This window comes from Paraburkholderia youngii (assembly GCF_013366925.1).
GTDB lineage: Bacteria > Pseudomonadota > Gammaproteobacteria > Burkholderiales > Burkholderiaceae > Paraburkholderia > Paraburkholderia youngii.
On record NZ_JAALDK010000001.1, the window covers coordinates 3,568,784 to 3,588,320 of the forward strand.

Consider the following 19,537-nt stretch of genomic DNA (forward strand, 5'->3'; position numbering starts at 1 on the left):
CGGGCTTCATGGGTAACGCTCCCGCTGCATCGCGGGAGCAGATAGCTGAATCCATAACAGGTCGTCGGCCCAGGCGGGCAAGGCGGCCGCCACGGAGTCAGCGTGGAAGGAGACTAACCATGCTCGTTCAGCATGCAGCGCCCACGACGGGCGAAGTTTCGGCAGCTCAGACGGATGTGCGCGCTTATGCGTGGGTGGTGTTTGCGTTGACGGTCGGATTGCTGCTTTCCGACTATATGTCGCGGCAGGTGTTGAATGCCGTGTTTCCGCCGCTCAAAGCGGCATGGAATTTGTCCGATGCGCAGCTGGGTTCGCTCAGCAGCGTGGTCGCGCTGATGGTCGGTGTGCTCACGTTCCCGCTCTCGGTGCTGGCCGACCGCTGGGGCCGCGTGAAGAGCATCGTGCTGATGGCGGCGATGTGGAGTCTCGCGACGGTGGGCTGCGCGATCTCGGCCAACTATGGGCAGTTGCTGCTGGCGCGTGCCTTCGTCGGGATCGGCGAAGCGGCTTATGGCAGTGTCGGTATCGCAGTTGTCCTGAGCATCTTCCCGGTGCGGCTGCGCTCCACGCTGACCGGCACCTTCATGGCGGGCGGCGCGTTCGGCTCGGTGCTGGGCATGGCGCTGGGCGGCGCGGTGGCGGCTCACCTGGGCTGGCGTTCGGCATTCGGCGCGATGGCCGCGATGGGGATCGTGCTGGTCGTGATCTACCGCCTCGTCGTCACCGAAAAGCGTCTTGCGCCGCTGCAGCCGGCGAGCGTGACGAAGCAGACGCAAACGCGCGGCATGCGCATGAGCCTGCGCGAGCTGATGAAGGGCTTGTTTTCGACGAAGTCCGTGGTGTGCGCCTATGTGGGCAGCGGTCTGCATCTGATGGTTCCCGCCGCTGTGTGGGCGTGGATGCCGAGCTTCCTGAATCGCTACTACGGCATGGCCACCGGCAAGGCTGCGATGTGCGCGGCGGTATTCGTGCTGGTGACCGGGGTGGGCATGGTGGTGTGCGGAAATCTCGCCGACCGGCTCAGCAAGAACGTGCGCGAACGTAAGTGGAGCGCCGCGATCGCCTTCTGCCTTGCCTGTTTCGTCCTGCTCGCGATCGGCTTCCACATGCCGGCGGGGCGGTGGCAGCTGGTCGTGATCGGCGCCGGCATGTTCTTCTGCGCCGGTGCGAGCGGCCCGTCGGGTGCGATGGTGGCGAACCTGACGCCGCCGACCATTCACGCCTCGGCGTTTGCGACGCTGACGCTCGCGAACAACCTGCTGGGCCTCGCGCCGGCGGCTGTTCTGACGGGAATCATCGCCGACCGGATCGGTCTGCTGGGCGCGTTGCAACTGGTGCCGTTCGCACCGCTCGTCGCAGCCGCCGCATTCATGATCGGCAAACGGAACTACTCCGGCGATCTCGATCGGCTCAACACGCTGCGCGAGCAAGCCGCACGCTGACATCGGATGGTGCCGCGCGGACGGCGCGGACAACAGAACCTGTGATGCGCCTCGGGCGCAACGAACTCTGCGAAGTGCAGATCAAGTAAAGAATTGGAGAGTCAACATGGCAAAGGCAGTGCGCTTTCATGAAACCGGTGGTCCCGAGGTCCTGCGCTACGAGGACGTCGAAGTGGGCAACCCGGGTCCCGGTCAGGTTCGCCTGCGCCATCAGGCCGTGGGACTCAATTTCGCCGATACGTACTTTCGCAGCGGCCTGTATCCGGTGCCGCTGCCCGCGGGAATGGGCGTGGAGGCCGCGGGCGTGGTCGAGGCCGTGGGCCCCGACGTCACGAACGTCGCGGTGGGTGATCGTGTGACCTACACGGGCTTCATCAACACGCTCGGCGCGTACAGCACCGAACGCCTGATTCCGGCCGCGCCGCTGATCCGGCTGCCCGATGCGATCGACTGCGAAACGGCTGCCGGCATGACCATGCGCGGCCTGACCGCCGCGTACCTGATGCGCCGCATTCACGCCTTCAAGGTGGGCGACACTATCCTTCTGCATGCCGCCGCCGGCGGTGTCGGCCTGATCGTTTCGCAGTGGGCGAAGCTGCTGGGTCTCACCGTGATCGGCACGGTGTCGAGCGAGGCCAAGGGCGAGGTGGCCCGTGCGCACGGCTGCGATCACATCATCAACTACAGCCGCGAAGATGTCGCGAAGCGTGTACGCGAACTGACCGATGGCGTCGGCGTGAATGTCGTGTTCGACAGCGTCGGCAAGGACACCTTCGCGGCTTCGCTCGACTCGCTGAAACGTCGCGGTCTGCTGGTTTGCGTCGGCACGGCCTCCGGCCCGATCCCGCCGTTCAATCCGCAGTTGCTGGCAATGAAAGGCTCGCTGTATCTGACCCGCCCGGCTCTGGCTGACTACATCGCCGATCCAGCCGAGAAGGACGAGCTGGCCCGGGACATCTTCGGGCTCATCGCCTCGGGCCGCATCAAGATCGAGTTGAATCAGCGCTATGCGCTCGAGGACGCGGCGCAAGCGCATCGTGATCTGGAATCGCGCAAGACGACGGGTTCGTCGGTCTTCGTTATCTAAGGAGCGAGCCATGCGAGTCGAACAACTGACGTACTCGATCGGCGCCGAGCTGACCGGGGTGAATCTTGCCCACGCCATCTACGACGATGGCCTGTTTGCCCAGATCCGCTCCGCGCTGCTGAAGCACCGGGTGCTGTTCCTGCGCGACCAGGACATCACGCGCGCCGAACACGTGGCGTTCGCGCGCCGCTTCGGCGAACTGGAAGACCATCCGGTCGCGGGCAGCGATCCGCAAAATCCGGGCCTCGTGCGTATCTACAAGACCCCGGACCAGCCCAACGACCGTTACGAAAACGCTTGGCATGCCGATGCCACGTGGCGCGAAAAGCCGCAGTTCGGTGCGGTGCTGCGCTGTGTCGAGTGTCCGCCCGTCGGCGGCGACACGATGTGGGCGAACATGGTCCTCGCCTACGAAAATCTGCCGGCGTACGTGAAGGCGCAGATCGCGGACCTGCGCGCGCGCCACAGCATCGAGGCGAGCTTCGGTGCCGCGATGCCGATCGAAAAGCGCCTGGCGCTGAAGGCGCAGTTTCCGGACGCGGAGCATCCGGTCGTGCGCACGCATCCGGAAACGGAAGAGAAGGTGCTGTTCGTGAGCGCTTTCACGAGCCATTTCACGAACTTTCATACGCCGGAGCGGGTGCGCTTCGGTCAGGACGCGAATCCTGGCGCGGGCGATCTGCTGCGCTATCTGATCAGCCAGGCGTACATCCCCGAGTACCAGGTGCGCTGGCGCTGGCAGAAGAACAGCATCGCGATCTGGGACAACCGCAGCACGCAGCACTATGCGGTGATGGACTACCCGCCGTGTCATCGCAAGATGGAACGCGCCGGCATCATCGGCGACAAGCCGTACTGAACCAGCAAGTAGCTTCCCATGAATTACGAATTGAAACCGACCATCCTGATGGTCCCGGGTCTGCGCGACCACGTCGCCGAGCATTGGCAAACCCTGTTGCAGCAACGGCTGCCGAAAGCGCTGTCGGTGCCGCCGCTCGAACACGACAAGCTCAGTTGCGCGGCACGGGTTGCGGCGCTCGATGCCGCGCTCGCGAGAATCGACGGCCCGGTCATTCTGGTCGCGCATAGCGCGGGCGTGATGATCACCGTGCATTGGGCGGCGCAGCACAAGCGCGAGATTCACGGCGCGCTGCTCGCGGCGCCCGCGGACCTCGAGACGCCGATGCCGGCGGGCTATCCGGAGCTGGATACGCTCGAGCAGAACGGCTGGCTGCCGATTCCGCGCAAGCGTCTGCCGTTTCCGAGCATCGTCGGCGCGAGCCGCAACGATCCGCTCGCACGGTTCGAGCGGGTGCAGGACATGGCGCAGGACTGGGGCAGCCGTCTCGTCGATCTCGGCGAAGTCGGGCACCTCAATCCCGCTTCGGGCTTTGGCGAATGGCCGATGGCGGAGACATTGATTCGCCGGCTGGTGCTGATGTGACGCGGCTAGCGTCGGATCAGCAGGAGCCTGAAATGTCGCGTCGGATCGTGGTGGGGGTCGCCGGCGAACTCGCGCCGGGCCAGCGCAAGCTGGCCTTCATCGATGGCCGCAGCATCGTGCTGTTCAACATCGCAGGCACGCTTCACGCCATCGACAACACCTGTCCGCACAACGGGGCCGCGCTTTCGAGCGGCCAGCTGGAAGGTTGCATGTTGCGCTGTCCGGCGCACGGTCTGCGCTTCGACGTGCGCACGGGCTGCATGGCGGGAACAGGCGGATTGAGTGTGACGACCTTCCCGGTCGAAATAATGAATTCAAAGGTGGTGGTGAGTCTCGACGAGCCGAATGCGACGCCCTCGCATGAGCGAGACGCCACAACCAGTCAGGAGACGGAAAGATGCAAGGCTTGATGATGCAGCAGTCGCTGCTGGTGTCCGCGCTGCTCACGCACGCGGAGCGCCATCACGGCGAACAGGAAATCGTGTCGCGACGCGTGGAAGGAGACGTCCATCGTTATTCGTATCGGCACCTCGCGCAGCGCGCGCGCCGCATGGCCAACGCACTGGCAACGCTCGGCGTCGGCCAGGGCGAGCGCGTCGCGACGCTCGCGTGGAACGGCTATCGCCACATGGAGCTGTATTTCGCGGTATCGGGCTCCGGGTCCGTGCTGCATACGCTGAACCCGCGACTGCACGTCGACCAGCTCGAATACATCATCGAGCATGCGCAAGATCGTGTGGTGTTCTTCGACCTGACGTTTCTGCCGCTGATCGAGAGCGTCGCGCCCCGGGTGAAGAGCCCGAAGGTATTCGTGGCGTTGACCGATCGCGCGCACATGCCGAAAGCGAACGAGCTGGACGGCATGCTGATGTGCTACGAAGATCTGCTGGAGCTGCACGACGACGTCTTCGAATGGCCGCTGCTCGACGAAAACAGCGCGTCGTCGCTGTGCTACACGTCGGGCACCACCGGCAATCCGAAGGGCGTGCTGTACAGCCATCGCTCTACCGTGCTGCACACCTACGCGGCAGCGCTGCCCGATGCGCTGAACTGTTCCGCGCGCGACGTGATTCTGCCGGTCGTACCGATGTTCCATGTGAACGCGTGGGGACTGCCCTACATCGCCTGCATGGTCGGCGCGAAGCTGGTGTTTCCGGGGCCCGCGCTCGACGGCAAGTCGCTCTATGAACTGATCGAGACGGAACACGTGACGCTGTCGGCCGGCGTGCCGACCGTGTGGCAGGGACTCCTCGCGCATGTCGATGCGATGGGCGGCACCTTCTCGTCGATGCGGCGCACGGTGATCGGCGGCGCGCCGTGTCCAACCGCGATGACCGAGGCGTTCCAGAAGCGCCATCGGGTCGAGGTGCTGCACGCGTGGGGCATGACCGAATTGAGCCCGATCGGCACGGTCTGCAGCTTCAAGGCGCATCAGCAGTCGCTGCCGATGGACGAGCAATACAGGGTGCAGGCGAAGCAGGGACGTGCGCTGTTCGGCATCGACATGCGGATCGTCGGCTCGCACGGCAATGAATTGCCGTGGGACGGCGAGAGCGCTGGCGATCTGCAGGTGCGCGGCCACTGGGTCACGCAACAGTACTTCGGCGCCGACGTCGAGTCGCCGCTGTGCGACGGCTGGTTTCCGACCGGCGACATCGCGACGATCGATCGGCTCGGCTTCATGCAGATCACCGATCGCAGCAAGGACGTGATCAAGTCGGGCGGCGAATGGATCAGTTCGGCGGCCATCGAAAACGTCGCGTATCTGCATCCGGAAGTCTCGACTGCAGTATGTATCGCCGCGCGGCATCCGAAGTGGGACGAACGGCCGCTGCTGCTGGTCGTCAAAAAGCCGGGCAGCGAGCTGGCCGGCGACGAACTGCTGTCCTTCTTCAACGGCCGGGTCGCGCGCTGGTGGACCCCCGATGCCGTGGTGTTCGTCGACATGGTGCCTATCGGCGCAACCGGCAAGGTGCTGAAGAACCAGTTACGCGATCAATACGGGAATTACTACTTGCCCTGACGCACGGCTTGCGCAGCGACGCGGTTCGATTCACGCAACAACGCGGCCGGTCACGCCCGGGCACACACAAAATCACCAATCATTTGAAGCGACCGCAGCATGGGCTTTTGCGCCACCGCCGGTACGCGAAGGAGACGCAATGAAGTTGAAGTCAAGCAGCGCTATCGTGTTGGCCATTTTCGCCACCGCAGCTCACGCGCAGTCGTCAGTGACGCTCTATGGCGTGATCGATACGGGTTTCCTGTATCAGAGCACTTCGGCGGCCCTGCCGCACGCGCCGAACACGGGCAAGATTTATCAGCTGAAGGACGGCGGCATCTATGCGAGCTTCTGGGGTTTGAAAGGCAGCGAAGACATCGGCGGCGGCTACAAGATCAATTTCAAGCTGCAGGGCGTATTCAACTCCACGAACGGCAAGTTCGGCCTGTCCGATACGCCGGGCACCACCGCGATCTTCAACCAGTTCGCGACGATCGGCGTGTCCGGACCCTTCGGCACCTTCGACGCCGGCCGGCAGATCATTCCGATGATCTACGCGATGGCGGAAACCGACGTGCGCGGCGCGCAGTATTTCGGCAGTATTCTGACCGCGTGGCTGGGCATCAATCAGGCGGCCGGCTGGACGGGTACGAGCACGAACGCGCCGATCGGCGCGCTGTACGACAGCAACGCGCTCGTCTATAACTCGCCGAAATTCCACGGCGCGTCACTTGCGCTGGAGTACGCACCGGGCGGCGTCGCCGGTCATTTCCAGGGCGGCACGCGCGAGTCGGCCGTGGCCAGGTATTCGAACTACGGTTTGAATCTGTCCGCGGTGTATTACAACGGCCACGATACTAACCCGTTCCCGATCACGTACCCGGCGGCACCCGCCATCCCTGCGACCGGGCTGGCGAACAACCGTTTCTACTATTTCGGTGCGATGTACACGATCGCCGGATTTTCGGTGTCGGCCTCGTATGGCGCCGGCAAGAACCCGGCGCATAGCAACACCGCGAACTTCGAAATGATTTCGGGGGGGCTTGGCTACCAGGTCAATCCGCGTTTCAAGGTCACGTCCGGGTACTACTACCTGAAAGACAAGAACAACTCGGCGAACCATTCGAGCGAATTCGCGGTGGGCGCGGAATACAACCTGTCTCAGCGCACCAAGGCTTACGCGCAGGTGGGTTATGTGGCCAACAAGGGGACCATGAACCAGACCATCATCTATGGCGCCCCGGTTGCGCCCGGCGTGTCCACCACGGCGGCCATGGTCGGCATCCGCCATAACTTCTGATTACGTCACCTATAACAACTGGAGTATTCGATGAAAAGCATTCAGGCACGCGCGCTGGCGATTGCCGCATTGATTCTGGCCGCGTCGGGCAGCGCATGGTCGCAGTCGGGTCAGACGTCCAGCGCAGCTTCGGGCGCGCCCGCGATGTCAGGTAGCGCGGCCGCTCCCGCCAGCCCGAGGCAAGCGAATCGCGCGCTGCGTCGGCAGGTGTATGCCGCGATCGGCAAGCACAAGGAGATCAGCGCCGGCAATATCAGCGTCATCGCAAAAGGCGGCGCGGTGACGCTGAGCGGCACGGTCACCGACGCTTCGCAGATCAATCAGGTCGCGGAGATCGCGAAGGGCGTTCCGGGGGTGACTTCGGTGACCAACAAGCTCACCGTGCAAAAGCCGTTCGGCGGGCAGTAAAAAGAGCTCACGCATCGGGGGAATCAAAGCGCGAGGAGCTCACTGCAATAACTCACTAGCTGTCGAACAGCGCCGTGTAACGGCGCTGCATCTCTTCAGGCGTGAGCGCTTCGATCTGGGCGCCGAGCTGCCATTCGTGTCCGAACGGATCGCGCACGGTCGCCGAGCGCTCGCCATAAAAATGATCGGTTAGCGGGAGGACCACGGTTGCGCCCGCTTTGACCGCTTGCGCGAATAGCTGGTCGACGTCGTCGCAGTGGATATGTAACAGCACACCCGGCCGGCTCTCGCCGCTCGGGCCGAGCATGTCGTGCTCGGGATATTCGTCGGACAGCATCACGATCGCGGGACCGATCTTCACTTCGGCATGACCGATGCGGCCGCCTGGCTCGGTCAGGCGAAACTGTTCGATGCCGCCGAATGCCTGTGCGTAGAACTCAATCGCCTGCACGGCATTGCGCACACGCAGATAGGGGTAGACCTCATGGATCGCGCTCATCGTCACCTCCAGGTGGTGGGCGAATGATTCCTGGGACGTCATGGTCGTTGCGGCAGATTACATTAGAAACAGCCCGGTTTGGCCGACCATGAATCCGGAATCGCGCCACATTTGTCACTCCCATCACTCGATGACCGGCGGCGTAAACTGAACCTTCATCAACAGCGAGCGATGCAAGGCGAGTGAATCGCCTTCCGACCCGAACGCACAGGACATCGCTCTAACCCGGAGGTTGCGATGACGACGAACAAGTCACCTGAGAAGAGTGGGAAAGATGGACAGCCTGCGATGAAGACACCGCCGGTCGTGTCGCGGCAAGAGTGGGAGGCCGCGCGCGAGCAGTTGCTCGTCAAGGAGAAAGCCTTGACACGTGCCCGCGACGCGCTGGCCGCCGAGCGGCGTCGGATGCCATGGCTTGCAGTGGAAAAAGCGTATGCGTTCGACGGGCCGCAAGGCAGAGTGAGCCTGCTCGATCTCTTCGAAGGCCGCCGTCAGCTGGTCATCTATCGCGCCTTTTTCGAGCCCGGCGTGCACGGATGGCCAGAGCACGCGTGCATTGGCTGTTCCCTGGGGGCCGATCAGGTCTCCCACCTTGCGCATTTGCACGCTCGCGACACGACCCTCGTATACGCTTCCCGCGCACCGCAAGCCGATATTGCGCGGCTGAAGGCCCGGATGGGCTGGGAGATGATTCCCTGGTACACGATCACCGACAGCTTCGACGCCGACTTCGGCGTGGACGAATGGCACGGCCACAACGCGTTCATCCGGGACGGCGAGCGAGTGTTCCGAACGTACTTCATTAACGGGCGTGGCGACGAGGCGATGGGCACGGTCTGGAGCTACCTCGACATGACGGCGCTCGGGCGGCAGGAGACGTGGGAGGATTCGCCGGAGGGCTACCCACAGAGCCGGCCGTACAAATGGTGGAACTGGAACGACACTTACGTCCCCGGCGCGGCTCCCGATCCGAAGTGGGTCGAGGTGTCGGATGCCGGCGAGGCCGCATTTCGGAAGCACGACGAGTAGCGCCTGACGAATCGTCACTCGGAGAAACGACGTTCGCCAACGTACGGGACGGCCGTTCTCGCGGTCCAGCGGTATTTGAATGCTAGAGTCACGCTCGCGCGCAAAGACAGCAATCACTGCAAGCCTGACTTCGAATCTATCTATGTTCGCACTACCGTGGATCGCGATTTTCCTCGCCGCGCCGGCGACGTGGGCCAGCACGTTTCGCTGGCTGGGCGTCGGCCTGCTCGTGATCGGATACGGCACGGCGTTGGCGACCGGGCAGCTCGGCCCTTTCGCGAGCGTCGCCATTGCGCTGCTCGGCGTGGCCGCGTACGCGGTGTCGCCGGCTCGCCAGCGCTACGTTCGATACGCTGGTCATCTGCTGTTCGTCGCGCTCGCGATCGGGCTCAGCCTGCATTGGCTACCGGGCTTTCATAACCCACGCGTGATCGGCCCCGTGCATTTCACGCCGGATGCCGTGCCCTTCACGATGTACCTCAATTTCGACAAGCCGCTGATCGGCTTCTGGCTGCTGCTCGCCTTGCCGTGGATTCGGCCGCCGCACGCGCTGAGCACGTGGTTAGTCGCCGGCGTCGCCGGTTGGCTGATCACGGTCGCGGCCTGCATGGCCGTTGCGTTGTCGCTGGGGATCGTCGGATGGGCGCCGAAGCGGCCCACCGACAGCGTGCTGTGGTTGGTGAACAATCTCTTTCTCGTCACGCTTACCGAAGAGGCGTTGTTTCGCGGCTATCTGCAAGGCGGTCTGACGCGACTGTTCGCGCGCTGGAAAAGGGCGGACCTGCTCGCGCTATGCGTGGCGGCCGCGCTGTTCGGCCTCGCACATCGCGCGGGCGGATGGCAGTGGATCGTGCTCGGAAGTGTGGCGGGCATCGGCTATGGGCTGGCGTATCGCTTCGGCGGATTATCTGCGGCGGTGCTCGCACATTTCGGGCTGAACGTGGTCCACTTTTTCTTCTTCACGTATCCGATGCTGCAGCCCGCGAGCAAACTGTGAAACGACGTGGATCGGCCGTGCGCTGGCCGCGAATCCAGGCGAAGATTACCAATGACTGGATCGTTGCGGCATCCCGACGGTTCAACCACTACGTTTCTCCGCTTACGAGGGCCACACGCCGATGAACGCATCCGAACGTATCGACGAACTGATCGCAGGACTCACCGACTGGCGCGGCGCGACCTTCGCTCGCATCCGTCAATGCGTGCTGGCGGCGGACCCGGCGATCGTCGAGGAATTCAAGTGGATGGGTAGTCCGGTCTGGTCGCGCGACGGCATGATCGCAGTCGCCAACGCGCACAAGGGTAAGGTCAAGCTGACCTTCGCGCATGGGGCGGGCCTGGCCGACCCGCACGGCTTGTTCAACGCGGGCCTCGAAGGCAACGCGCGGCGCGCGATCGACTTCTTCGAGAGCGACAAAGTCGACGAGCGCGCACTGAAAGCGCTGATCCGCGCCGCGATCGACTATAACCAGAGTCATCTGAAGAAGAACATGCGCGGCGCACTACCGAAAGCCCGCCGTAAGCCGGCGCCCGGCGACGCCTGAAGCCGGCACGGTCTGCTCGCCGGCCGCGCCGCCAGGGCCGGCGGATTGATACCAGAACTGATATCGATATCGCCCAAAATATAATTGGAAAGATATCAACCCGCTCCGTACACTTCACCATCCCTGGACATTGAGCGGCAAGCCTTGCGCCGTGGCGCCGGGTGGGCCGCTTCAGTCAAATATGCCGGTGAGGGTCCCGGCGCATGCATCAAGGACCTAGCATGTCGGAAAAAAAGCGGAAATTGCGCTCGGCCGAATGGTTCGGCACGGCTGACAAGAACGGCTTCATGTATCGAAGCTGGATGAAGAATCAGGGCATCCCGGATCATGAGTTCGACGGGCGCCCTGTGATCGGTATTTGCAACACGTGGTCCGAGCTGACACCGTGCAACGCGCACTTTCGCAAGCTCGCCGAGCATGTGAAGCGCGGCATCTACGAAGCGGGCGGCTTCCCGGTCGAGTTCCCGGTGTTTTCGAACGGCGAATCGAATCTGCGTCCGACCGCGATGCTCACGCGCAATCTCGCGGCGATGGACGTCGAGGAAGCGATCCGCGGCAATCCGATCGACGCGGTGGTGCTGCTGACCGGCTGCGACAAGACGACCCCCGCGCTCTTGATGGGCGCGGCGAGCTGCGACGTGCCGGCGATCGTCGTGACCGGCGGCCCGATGCTGAACGGCAAGCTCGACGGCAAGAACATCGGCTCGGGCACCGCGGTGTGGCAGCTGCACGAATCGCTGAAAGCCGGCGAGATCGATCTGCATCAGTTTCTGTCGGCCGAGGCGGGCATGTCGCGCTCGGCGGGCACCTGCAACACGATGGGCACCGCGTCGACGATGGCCTGCATGGCCGAGGCGCTCGGCACGTCGCTGCCGCACAATGCGGCGATTCCCGCGGTCGATTCGCGCCGCTACGTGCTCGCGCATATGTCGGGCATCCGCATCGTCGAGATGGCGCTCGAAGACCTGAAGCTGTCGAAGATCCTCACGCGCGAGGCGTTCACCAACGCGATTCGCGTCAATGCGGCAATCGGCGGCTCGACCAATGCGGTGATTCATCTGAAGGCGATCGCGGGGCGCATCGGTGTCGATCTCGAACTCGACGACTGGGTGCGCATCGGCCGCGACACGCCGACGATCGTCGATCTGATGCCGTCGGGCCGTTTCCTGATGGAAGAGTTTTATTACGCGGGCGGTCTGCCGGCCGTGCTGCGCCGGCTCGGCGAAGCGAACCTGCTGCCGCATCCGGATGCGTTGACGGTCAACGGCAAGACGCTGTGGGACAACGTGAAGGATGCGCCCAACACCAACGACGAAGTGATCCGTCCGCTCGACAAGCCGCTCGTCGCTGATGGCGGCATTCGCGTGCTGCGCGGCAATCTCGCGCCGCGCGGCGCGGTGCTGAAGCCGTCGGCGGCGACGCCCGAGTTGCTCAAGCATCGCGGACGCGCGGTCGTGTTCGAGAACTTCGAGCACTACAAGTCGCGCATCGTCGACGAAACGCTCGAGGTCGATGCGAACTCGGTGCTGGTGATGAAGAACTGCGGGCCGAAGGGTTATCCGGGCATGGCCGAAGTCGGCAACATGGGCCTGCCGCCGAAGCTGCTGAAGCAGGGCGTGAAGGACATGGTGCGGATTTCCGATGCGCGCATGAGCGGCACCGCGTACGGTACCGTGGTGCTGCACGTGACGCCGGAAGCGGCGGCCGGCGGCCCGCTCGCCGCGGTGCAGGACGGCGACTGGATCGAGCTCGACTGTGACGCGGGCACGCTGCACCTCGATATCAGCGACGCGGAGCTCGAGCGCCGTCTCGCGAAGCATGTGCCGCCCGAGCCACCGGAAGGTGGCGGCTACCGGCGCCTGTATATCGATCACGTGTTGCAGGCCGATGAGGGCTGCGACCTCGACTTCCTCGTTGGGTGTCGAGGCTCCGCGGTGCCGCGGCATTCGCACTGACGCGCTGATCTGCCGTTGCAGCGGCAACGGCTCGACCCATGACCATGCGGGCGATGCATTCGTGCATCGCCCGCATTTTTTTTGATTAGTGGCTATCAGCCGAGGTTATCGACCGCGTCGAGCACAAGCCCGAAGAACTCGTTGGCCGCGGCCGGATTCAGCCAGCGCACGACCACCGTCATGCGCCGCTCCGGTTCGACCCACGTGAACGAACTTCCCGCGCCGATGCCGAAGTAGCTCGACTCCGGCACGTTCGAGAACACCTTGCGCCCGGTGTTGAGCCACACGAGGTAGCCATAGAACGGCGCGATCGCGCACGGCGTACGCATGCGCGCGATCCATTCGGACGACAGCACGCGCTGGCCGTTCGCGACGCCGTCATCGAGCAGCATCTGCGCGACCTTCAACTGATCGTTCGCGCTCACCGACATGCCGCCGCCCCAGTGCGTGCCGCCCGGCACCGACTGCATGCGTCGCCCGTCGATTTCGACCCACGCGTCGTCGTAGCCGACCCATTGCCAGTTTTCGCTCGCGCCAGTTGGCCGCATGATCGCTTCGCGAAACACCTCGGGCAGCGGCTGACGGAACAGATGCAGCAGTGCGAGCGAGAACTGGTTGATGCGGACGTCGTTGTATTCCCAGTAGCTGCCCGGCCGTTGCAGCGGACGCGGGTCGCCTTTCTTGCCATCGGGCGGCGCGGCGAAATTGACCGCGCGGTAGTGATCCGCCTGATCCGACAAACCGAAGTAGGTGCCGCGCCATTCGCTGGTTTGCTGCAGCAGATGCGCCCAGCTGATCGGCGCGTTGTGTTCGTCGTCGAAGCCGATGTTGGGCACGCGCACGCGCACCGGCTCATCGACGTCGGGCAACAGGCCGCGATCGTACGCGACGCCGGCGAGCAGCGCGAGGTACATCTTTGCGACGCTGAAGGTCAGATCCGCGCGATCCGGTTCGCCCCAGCTCGTCAGCACGCGGCCGTCGACGGCGATCGCACCCGATACCGGCCCGCGATCATGCACGGGACCGAGCAGCTTGTTCCACGGCGGCGGGTCGTTCACGTGCACACCCCACGCGCCACCCACGTGGCGGTCCCAAAGCGATTCATGATCCACCGCGAACTGCACGGCTTGTTGCAAACGGTCTTGCATGGAAAAGGTCCTGTCGGTTCGACGAAGCTCGCTAGGCAAGACTCAGCGTGCGTGCAGTCGCACGCGTGCCCACATCACGGTGAAAAGGCTGAGCACGGCCGCGAGCATCAGATAGAGGCCGGGTGCGAGGTTATTGCCGGTTGCCGCGATCAGCGCGGCGACCGCGAGCGGCGTGAAGCCGCCGAACACGGTGGTGCCGATGTTGTAGCCGAACGCCATGCCGGTCGTTCGCGTACGGGTCGGAAACAGCTCGGACATCATGGCCGGAATCGGCGCGAAGTAGGTCGCCTTCAGCATCGCGACCCATGTGACCGCGGCCAGCAACGAGCCGAGCGACGGATGCGCGTTCATCAGCATGAAGGCCGGATAGACGGTCGCGAAGAACAGCGCACCGGCGCAGAGCATGATGCGCACGCGGCCCACCTTGTCGGACAGATGACCGACGATCGGCGTGAGCACCATCATGATCAAACCGGCCGCGAGCGTCGCGATGAAGCCCGACGACGGCGCGAGCCCGAGTTGCCGCGCCGCATAGGTCGGCATGTAGAGCAGCATGTAGTTGGCCGTGGTGGTCAGCACGAGCGCGCCGATCGACACGAGCACCTGTTCCTTTTGCGTCGCGAGCAGTTCGCGCACCGGCGCGGCGGATTTCTCCGCGCGCTCGAATTCCGGCGTTTCGTCGATGCGGCGGCGAATGTACAGCCCGACCGGACCGATCAGCAGGCCGAACAGGAATGGAATGCGCCAGCCCCAGCCTTCGAGTTGCGCGGTACTCAGCGTGCTTGTCAACACCGCGCCGAACAGCGACGCGAGCAGCGTGCTCGCGCCCTGGCTCGAGAACTGCCAGCTCGCCATGAAGCCCTTGCGCTCGGGCGCATGTTCGATCAGAAACGCGGTCGAGCTGCCGAACTCGCCGCCCGCCGAGAATCCCTGCAACAGCCGCGACGCGAATACGCCGATCGGCGCGAGCACGCCGATCGCCGCATACGACGGCATCAGCGCGATCATGCCGGTGCCGAGCGTCATCATTGCAATCGATAGCGTCAGCGATGCCTTGCGGCCTTTGCGGTCGCTGAACGAGCCGAGTGCGAGCGCGCCGATCGGTCGCGCGAGATACGACAGCGCGAAGGTGCCGAGCGTAAGCAGCAGCGACACGGTGCGGTCGTGCACCGGAAAAAACGTACGCGACAGCACGGCCGCGAAGTAGCCGTACACGACCAGATCGTAGAACTCCAGCGCGTTGCCGATCGAGGTCGCGAGAATCAGCCGCGATACGCCCGAGCGCGAGGTGTGCCGCGCGAGCGCGTCGGCGGTGGTGGCGGAGTCCATGCTCATGTCGAAGTCCTCGGGCGGCATTGGGAGGTGCGCCGGCAGTGTCGCGTGAGCGGCGCGGGCGCGGGATCGAAGCGTGTGACCCGATGTTGGGGTGGCCGATATTTATAGACAATTACAATATTTGGCAGATATCGTTGCCGAAACGGCAAAGCGCAGCCCGCGTCGAATTCCTGACGGGCGCGATTGGGAATCCGGCGTTGCTTGAGCGATTTCGCGCCGCAGAAAAGAAAAAGCGCCCTGTAGGGCGCTTTCCAATCGATTCAGCCTGGCAGGGAACAGGTGTTCCCCACCGCGAACCGTCTGCTTAGAACTTGTGACGCATACCGACGCGGAACGCGAGCTGGTTGTCGGCGCCGACGCCCGACGTGTTGAAGTAGCTCGTGCTCGAACCGATCTGTGCCTGCAGGTCGCCACTTGCGGCGTTGTGGCCCGATGCGATCTGATAGATGCCCAGCACGTAGACGTCCGTGCGCTTCGACAGCGCGTAGTCGCCGCTCAGGTTAACCTGGTTCCAGTGACCGACGTTCGCGCCGCTCAGGTGCATGTACGTGTAGCCCGCGCCTGCCGTGATAGCCGGCGTGACCGCGTACTTCGCGCCCGCTTCGTAGGCTGCGAACGTGGTCGAGCCACCCGAGATCGGGGCGAGGCGCGTGTTCGTGTACAGGGCCCACAGCGTCGCCGGGCCGAATGCGTAGCGGCCGCCAACGCCGAACGAGCGCAGATCCTGGATCTGGCCGGTGCCGAGCGTCGGGAAGCTCACGTTAGCCAGCGAAGTCGAGAAGGCCGGCGATGCCTGGCCCGGGTAACGGATATCCGTGTACGCTGCGCCGATACCGAACGGGCCGTTCGCATAGTTCGCGCCGAAGCTGTAAGCGCGCGACGAACCCGCAACCGGTGCAGCCGACGTGCCCGTACCCGGCGTGCCGGCAAAGCCGCCTGCCGTGTTCGAGAAGCCGTACATCGCGCCGAAGGTCAGGCCCGAGAAGTTCGCGCTGCTGAACTTGACCGAGTTGTTGATACGGCTCGAGGTGAGCTGGTCGACGTCGTTGATGTGGTAAGCGTAGTTGCCCGCGACGGTCAGGCCGCCGGTCGAGTAGTTCGAGCCGAGGTAGTCGGTCGAGAACGAGTACTGGCGGCCGAACGTCAGCGAGCCGATGTTGTTCTGCGACACACCGACATAGGCCTGGCGACCGAACATCGCGCCGCCCTGGCCGGCGGTGCCGTTACCGCTGTTGAAGCCGTTTTCCAACACGAACAGTGCCTTCAGGCCGTTGCCGAGGTCTTCCGTGCCACGCAGACCCCAACGGCTGCCTTGCGCGACGCCGTCGTCGTACTTGGTCAGGCTGCTATGGCCGGTGGACGTTTTCGAGTTGTTCACGTAGCTGATACCGGCATCGATCAGGCCGTACAGCGTGACGCTGCTTTGTGCGTGAGCGGCGGAGGCGAAGACGGCAAACGTAGCGGCGGTCAGGATTTTCTTGTTCAACATACTTCTCCGAGTTAGCGAATTTTGGCGATCGCGACGCGCTGCTCTGCGGCAACGTCGCGCGATGGCCGGCAATTTAAGGGAACGCTGAGTAAGGTATGTGACAGGAAAAAATTTTTTCCACGGTGTCGTGTCGGCGCGACACTTTGCGTGGGCACCGGGGGCGGGTGTGTCGGTGGCGGGGCGGGTCGATTTACCCTGGAGCGAAGCGGGGCGTGCGGCAGCGGATCGCCCGCCAGGCGGCGGGCGATCGGTTACTTCGGCTGCTGCATGAAAATTTAGTTACATGGCCGGCTGCGACGGCATCGGCGGTCGCAGCGGCTGTGGCGTCAGTTGCTCAGCAACGAGCCGCTGCGGAACGGCGTCACGCCGGCGATGCGCGCGAATTCGAGGCCGGCCGTCGCAAAACGCGCCAGATGCCGCGCGTACAGCACGCCGGCCACGGTGTTCTTGATCGTGACGACGCGGTCCGTCAACGGATCGATGATGTCGGCGATTTCCTGACCCACGTCGATCCACGTGCCGACCTCGCAGCGATACACGAGCACGCCGCTGATCGGCGCGACGAGCGGCTCGGCGCCCGCGAGCGGCGTCGCCGCGAATTCGAGCGGCGGCAGCGGCGCCGGTTCGCCGTCGACCACGCCGCGCAGGGTCAGATACTCGATGATCGCCTGCGCGTCTTTTTCCGCGTACTCGTACGACACGTCGCGCTGGCCGCGCAGTTCGATCGTGACCGAGATGCCGCCGTTCGGGATCGGGAAGCGCTCGCCGAAACGGCCGCGCAGATCCGACCAGCAGAAGCTGTGGATCTCGTCGAACGGATTGCCGACCGAGTTCAGCGCGAGCAGCGACGCCTTCGCATCGATGTAGCGCGCGAGCGGTTCGACTTCGGGCCACAGGTCCGGATTGGTATACAGGTGCATCGCGGCTTCCCAGTCGCAATGCAGATCGAGCACGACGTCGGCGTCGTACGAGAGTTTTTGCAGCGCGAGGCGTTGCGAGCCGAGTTCGGTGGTCGGCTTCTGCGCGTCGAGCGCTTCGCGCATCGCCGCGCGAATGGCGGCGCGGTTCTCATCTATGTCGCCGGTCAGACGCGACTCGATGGTCGGCAGCACGAGTTCCGCGAGGTCGTAGAAGTTGCGGTTGAAGTTCTGCGCGCTGCCGGTTTCGAAGCGCCCGAGCATCTGGCCGAGCAGATGCTGGTTCAGGCCGATCGGATTCGGCACCGGCACCACCACGACTTCGCCGCGCAGCTTGCCCGCGGCCTCGAGCGCGGCCAGCTTGCGGCGCAGCGACCACGACACCAGCATGCCGGGCAGCTCGTCCGCGTGCAGCGACGACTGGATATAGATTTTCTGTCCGCCGCCGGGACCGTAGTGGAAACTCGTCAGTTCACGGGCGGTGCCAAGCGACGGGGCAATCAGCGGATGGGTCTGGGTTTGCATGGTTTTGACTTCGCGGCCCGTTCGTAGCGGCCGCGCTAGGTTGTTGATTGCAAGGGGAAAGGTGCGCGCCGGCTGCGCGCGAGGTCCGCGTGCGCGAACTGCGGTCACCCGTCTCCCGGCGACCGCGCGTTGCACGATCTTAGCCGATATGCCCCACGATGTGGCTTCATGTGGCTGGATGTGGAGCCGCAAAACAAAACGGGCTCCGCATCGCGGAGCCCGTTTCGGACAAGCTGCCGGCGCGCCGTGCGGCGCGCGTCGGCGATTTAGCTGCCGTACACGTCGAAGTCGAAGTACTTCTTCTCGATCTTCTTGTAGGTGCCGTCCTTGATCATGTCGGCGATCGCCTTGTCGACCTTCGCCTTCAGATCGGTGTCTTCCTTGCGCATGCCGATGCCGGCGCCGCTGCCGAGGATCTTCGGATCGTTGAGGTCCTGACCGACGAACACGAAGCCCTTGCCGCGCGGCGTCTTCAGGAAGCCTTGGTCAGCCTGCACCGCGTCCTGCAGCGCTGCGTCCAGACGGCCCGAGATCAGGTCGGCGTAGACCTGGTCCTGGTTCTGATACGGCACGACTTTCGCGCCCGCCGGTTCCCAGTACGTCTTCGCGTAGGTTTCCTGGATCGTGCCCTGTTCGACGCCCACCGTCTTGCCCTTCAGCGATTCAGCGGTCGGCAGGATGCCCGAGCCCTGCTTCGCGACGAGGCGCGTCGGCGTGTTGAACAGCTTCGACGAGAAGGCGATCTGTTCGGCGCGTTGCGGCGTCATCGACATCGACGACAGCACGCCGTCGAACTTCTTCGCCTTCAGTGCCGGGATCATGCCGTCGAAGTCGTTTTCCACCCACACGCACTTCGCACCGACGCGCTTGCAGATTTCGTTGCCGAGATCGATATCGAAGCCAACGAGCTTGCCGTCTGCGCCTTTCGACTCGAACGGGGGATAGCTGGCATCAACGCCAAAACGGATCGTCGACCAATCTTTAGCGTGTGCGCCAATGGAGACGGTGGCAATCAAGGCAACCGTCAAAGCCGCTAGCAGTTTTTTCACTGTTTTTACTCCTGGGTGTAGTTCAATTTCGCCCTCGACGGTTGTGCCGCCTTGGGACGCCCGGCGCGACTCGCAAACGGGCTTCTGGTCAGGATGCAAGCCGGGGTGGCCTGCAACGCGCGCCAAGCTTATCAGTTCAAAAATATTGGGAAGCTAGTAAAACACCGGATGGCGCAGGAGGAGGCCCTCTGGAGCGACGCGTGCGCCCAAGCCGATGTGACCGGATCGTACACTGTTGGTGGTGTTTGCGTAACACGGGTGTAATGCACGAGGGGTAATACGGTGAGCCGGCGAGCGTGATCGACCGGAATATGCGGAGGCATTCTTTGCGAATTCGCCGAAAAGCGGTTCGAAACGCGGGTTT

18 protein-coding genes are annotated in these 19,537 nt (G+C 63.9%); 12 read left to right on the forward strand and 6 right to left on the reverse strand.

The window, feature by feature from the left end; genetic code table 11:
- Positions 1 to 119: 119 nt before the first annotated feature.
- From G5S42_RS16420 to G5S42_RS16455, 8 genes are all read left to right on the forward strand, one after another.
- Entirely contained in the window at positions 120 to 1,442 is a 1,323-nt protein-coding gene (locus tag G5S42_RS16420; RefSeq protein ID WP_176107715.1) for an MFS transporter, read from the forward strand.
- A gap of 106 nt (positions 1,443 to 1,548) precedes the next feature.
- Entirely contained in the window at positions 1,549 to 2,529 is a 981-nt protein-coding gene (locus tag G5S42_RS16425) for a quinone oxidoreductase family protein (protein WP_176107716.1), read from the forward strand.
- A gap of 10 nt (positions 2,530 to 2,539) precedes the next feature.
- Complete coding sequence (locus tag G5S42_RS16430) at positions 2,540 to 3,388, forward strand: TauD/TfdA dioxygenase family protein (protein ID WP_176107717.1); 849 nt, start codon at positions 2,540 to 2,542, stop codon at positions 3,386 to 3,388.
- An 18-nt stretch (positions 3,389 to 3,406) separates the two neighbouring features.
- The gene (locus G5S42_RS16435) at positions 3,407 to 3,973 is read left to right on the forward strand and encodes an RBBP9/YdeN family alpha/beta hydrolase (protein WP_176107718.1); all 567 of its coding nucleotides are present in this window, start codon (positions 3,407 to 3,409) and stop codon (positions 3,971 to 3,973) included.
- Between the two features lie 32 nt (positions 3,974 to 4,005).
- The gene (locus G5S42_RS16440) at positions 4,006 to 4,383 is read left to right on the forward strand and encodes a Rieske (2Fe-2S) protein (protein WP_176110542.1); all 378 of its coding nucleotides are present in this window, start codon (positions 4,006 to 4,008) and stop codon (positions 4,381 to 4,383) included.
- Positions 4,371 to 5,996 carry a 3-(methylthio)propionyl-CoA ligase gene (locus G5S42_RS16445; protein ID WP_176107719.1) on the forward strand — a complete coding sequence of 542 codons (1,626 nt, stop codon included), beginning with the start codon at positions 4,371 to 4,373 and terminating at the stop codon, positions 5,994 to 5,996. The genes G5S42_RS16440 and G5S42_RS16445 overlap by 13 nt, the downstream gene beginning before the upstream one ends.
- Positions 5,997 to 6,135: 139 nt before the next feature.
- A complete protein-coding gene (locus G5S42_RS16450) occupies positions 6,136 to 7,275 on the forward strand; it encodes a porin (RefSeq protein ID WP_176107720.1) in 1,140 nt (379 codons plus the stop codon).
- Between the two features lie 30 nt (positions 7,276 to 7,305).
- On the forward strand, positions 7,306 to 7,683 hold the full coding sequence (locus G5S42_RS16455; protein WP_176107721.1) for a BON domain-containing protein: 378 nt from the start codon (positions 7,306 to 7,308) through the stop codon (positions 7,681 to 7,683).
- A gap of 55 nt (positions 7,684 to 7,738) precedes the next feature.
- Here G5S42_RS16455 and G5S42_RS16460 read toward each other — a convergent pair whose 3' ends face one another.
- Positions 7,739 to 8,182 (reverse strand): VOC family protein, encoded by a 444-nt coding sequence (locus G5S42_RS16460; protein ID WP_176107722.1) that lies wholly within the window; start codon positions 8,180 to 8,182, stop codon positions 7,739 to 7,741.
- Positions 8,183 to 8,419: 237 nt separating this feature from the next.
- Between G5S42_RS16460 and G5S42_RS16465 the strand changes: the two genes are divergently transcribed.
- From G5S42_RS16465 to G5S42_RS16480, 4 genes are all read left to right on the forward strand, one after another.
- Positions 8,420 to 9,211 carry a DUF899 domain-containing protein gene (locus tag G5S42_RS16465; RefSeq protein WP_176107723.1) on the forward strand — a complete coding sequence of 264 codons (792 nt, stop codon included), beginning with the start codon at positions 8,420 to 8,422 and terminating at the stop codon, positions 9,209 to 9,211.
- 142 nt (positions 9,212 to 9,353) lie between these two features.
- Positions 9,354 to 10,208 (forward strand): CPBP family intramembrane glutamic endopeptidase, encoded by an 855-nt coding sequence (locus tag G5S42_RS16470; RefSeq protein ID WP_176107724.1) that lies wholly within the window; start codon positions 9,354 to 9,356, stop codon positions 10,206 to 10,208.
- A 121-nt stretch (positions 10,209 to 10,329) separates the two neighbouring features.
- Positions 10,330 to 10,755 (forward strand): DUF1801 domain-containing protein, encoded by a 426-nt coding sequence (locus G5S42_RS16475; RefSeq protein ID WP_176107725.1) that lies wholly within the window; start codon positions 10,330 to 10,332, stop codon positions 10,753 to 10,755.
- 221 nt (positions 10,756 to 10,976) lie between these two features.
- Entirely contained in the window at positions 10,977 to 12,710 is a 1,734-nt protein-coding gene (locus tag G5S42_RS16480; protein ID WP_176107726.1) for an IlvD/Edd family dehydratase, read from the forward strand.
- A gap of 95 nt (positions 12,711 to 12,805) precedes the next feature.
- Here G5S42_RS16480 and G5S42_RS16485 read toward each other — a convergent pair whose 3' ends face one another.
- The 5 genes from G5S42_RS16485 to G5S42_RS16505 all read right to left on the reverse strand — a co-directional run bounded on the left by G5S42_RS16485 (position 12,806) and on the right by G5S42_RS16505 (position 19,173).
- Positions 12,806 to 13,858 carry a serine hydrolase domain-containing protein gene (locus G5S42_RS16485; protein ID WP_176107727.1) on the reverse strand — a complete coding sequence of 351 codons (1,053 nt, stop codon included), beginning with the start codon at positions 13,856 to 13,858 and terminating at the stop codon, positions 12,806 to 12,808.
- Between the two features lie 42 nt (positions 13,859 to 13,900).
- The gene (locus tag G5S42_RS16490; RefSeq protein WP_176107728.1) at positions 13,901 to 15,193 is read right to left on the reverse strand and encodes an MFS transporter; all 1,293 of its coding nucleotides are present in this window, start codon (positions 15,191 to 15,193) and stop codon (positions 13,901 to 13,903) included.
- A 304-nt stretch (positions 15,194 to 15,497) separates the two neighbouring features.
- Positions 15,498 to 16,679: a porin gene (locus tag G5S42_RS16495; protein WP_176110543.1), complete on the reverse strand. Its 1,182-nt coding sequence runs from the start codon at positions 16,677 to 16,679 to the stop codon at positions 15,498 to 15,500.
- 329 nt (positions 16,680 to 17,008) lie between these two features.
- Complete coding sequence (locus G5S42_RS16500; RefSeq protein ID WP_176107729.1) at positions 17,009 to 18,124, reverse strand: succinylglutamate desuccinylase/aspartoacylase family protein; 1,116 nt, start codon at positions 18,122 to 18,124, stop codon at positions 17,009 to 17,011.
- 266 nt (positions 18,125 to 18,390) lie between these two features.
- Positions 18,391 to 19,173: an ABC transporter substrate-binding protein gene (locus G5S42_RS16505; RefSeq protein ID WP_176107730.1), complete on the reverse strand. Its 783-nt coding sequence runs from the start codon at positions 19,171 to 19,173 to the stop codon at positions 18,391 to 18,393.
- Positions 19,174 to 19,537: the final 364 nt, after the last annotated feature.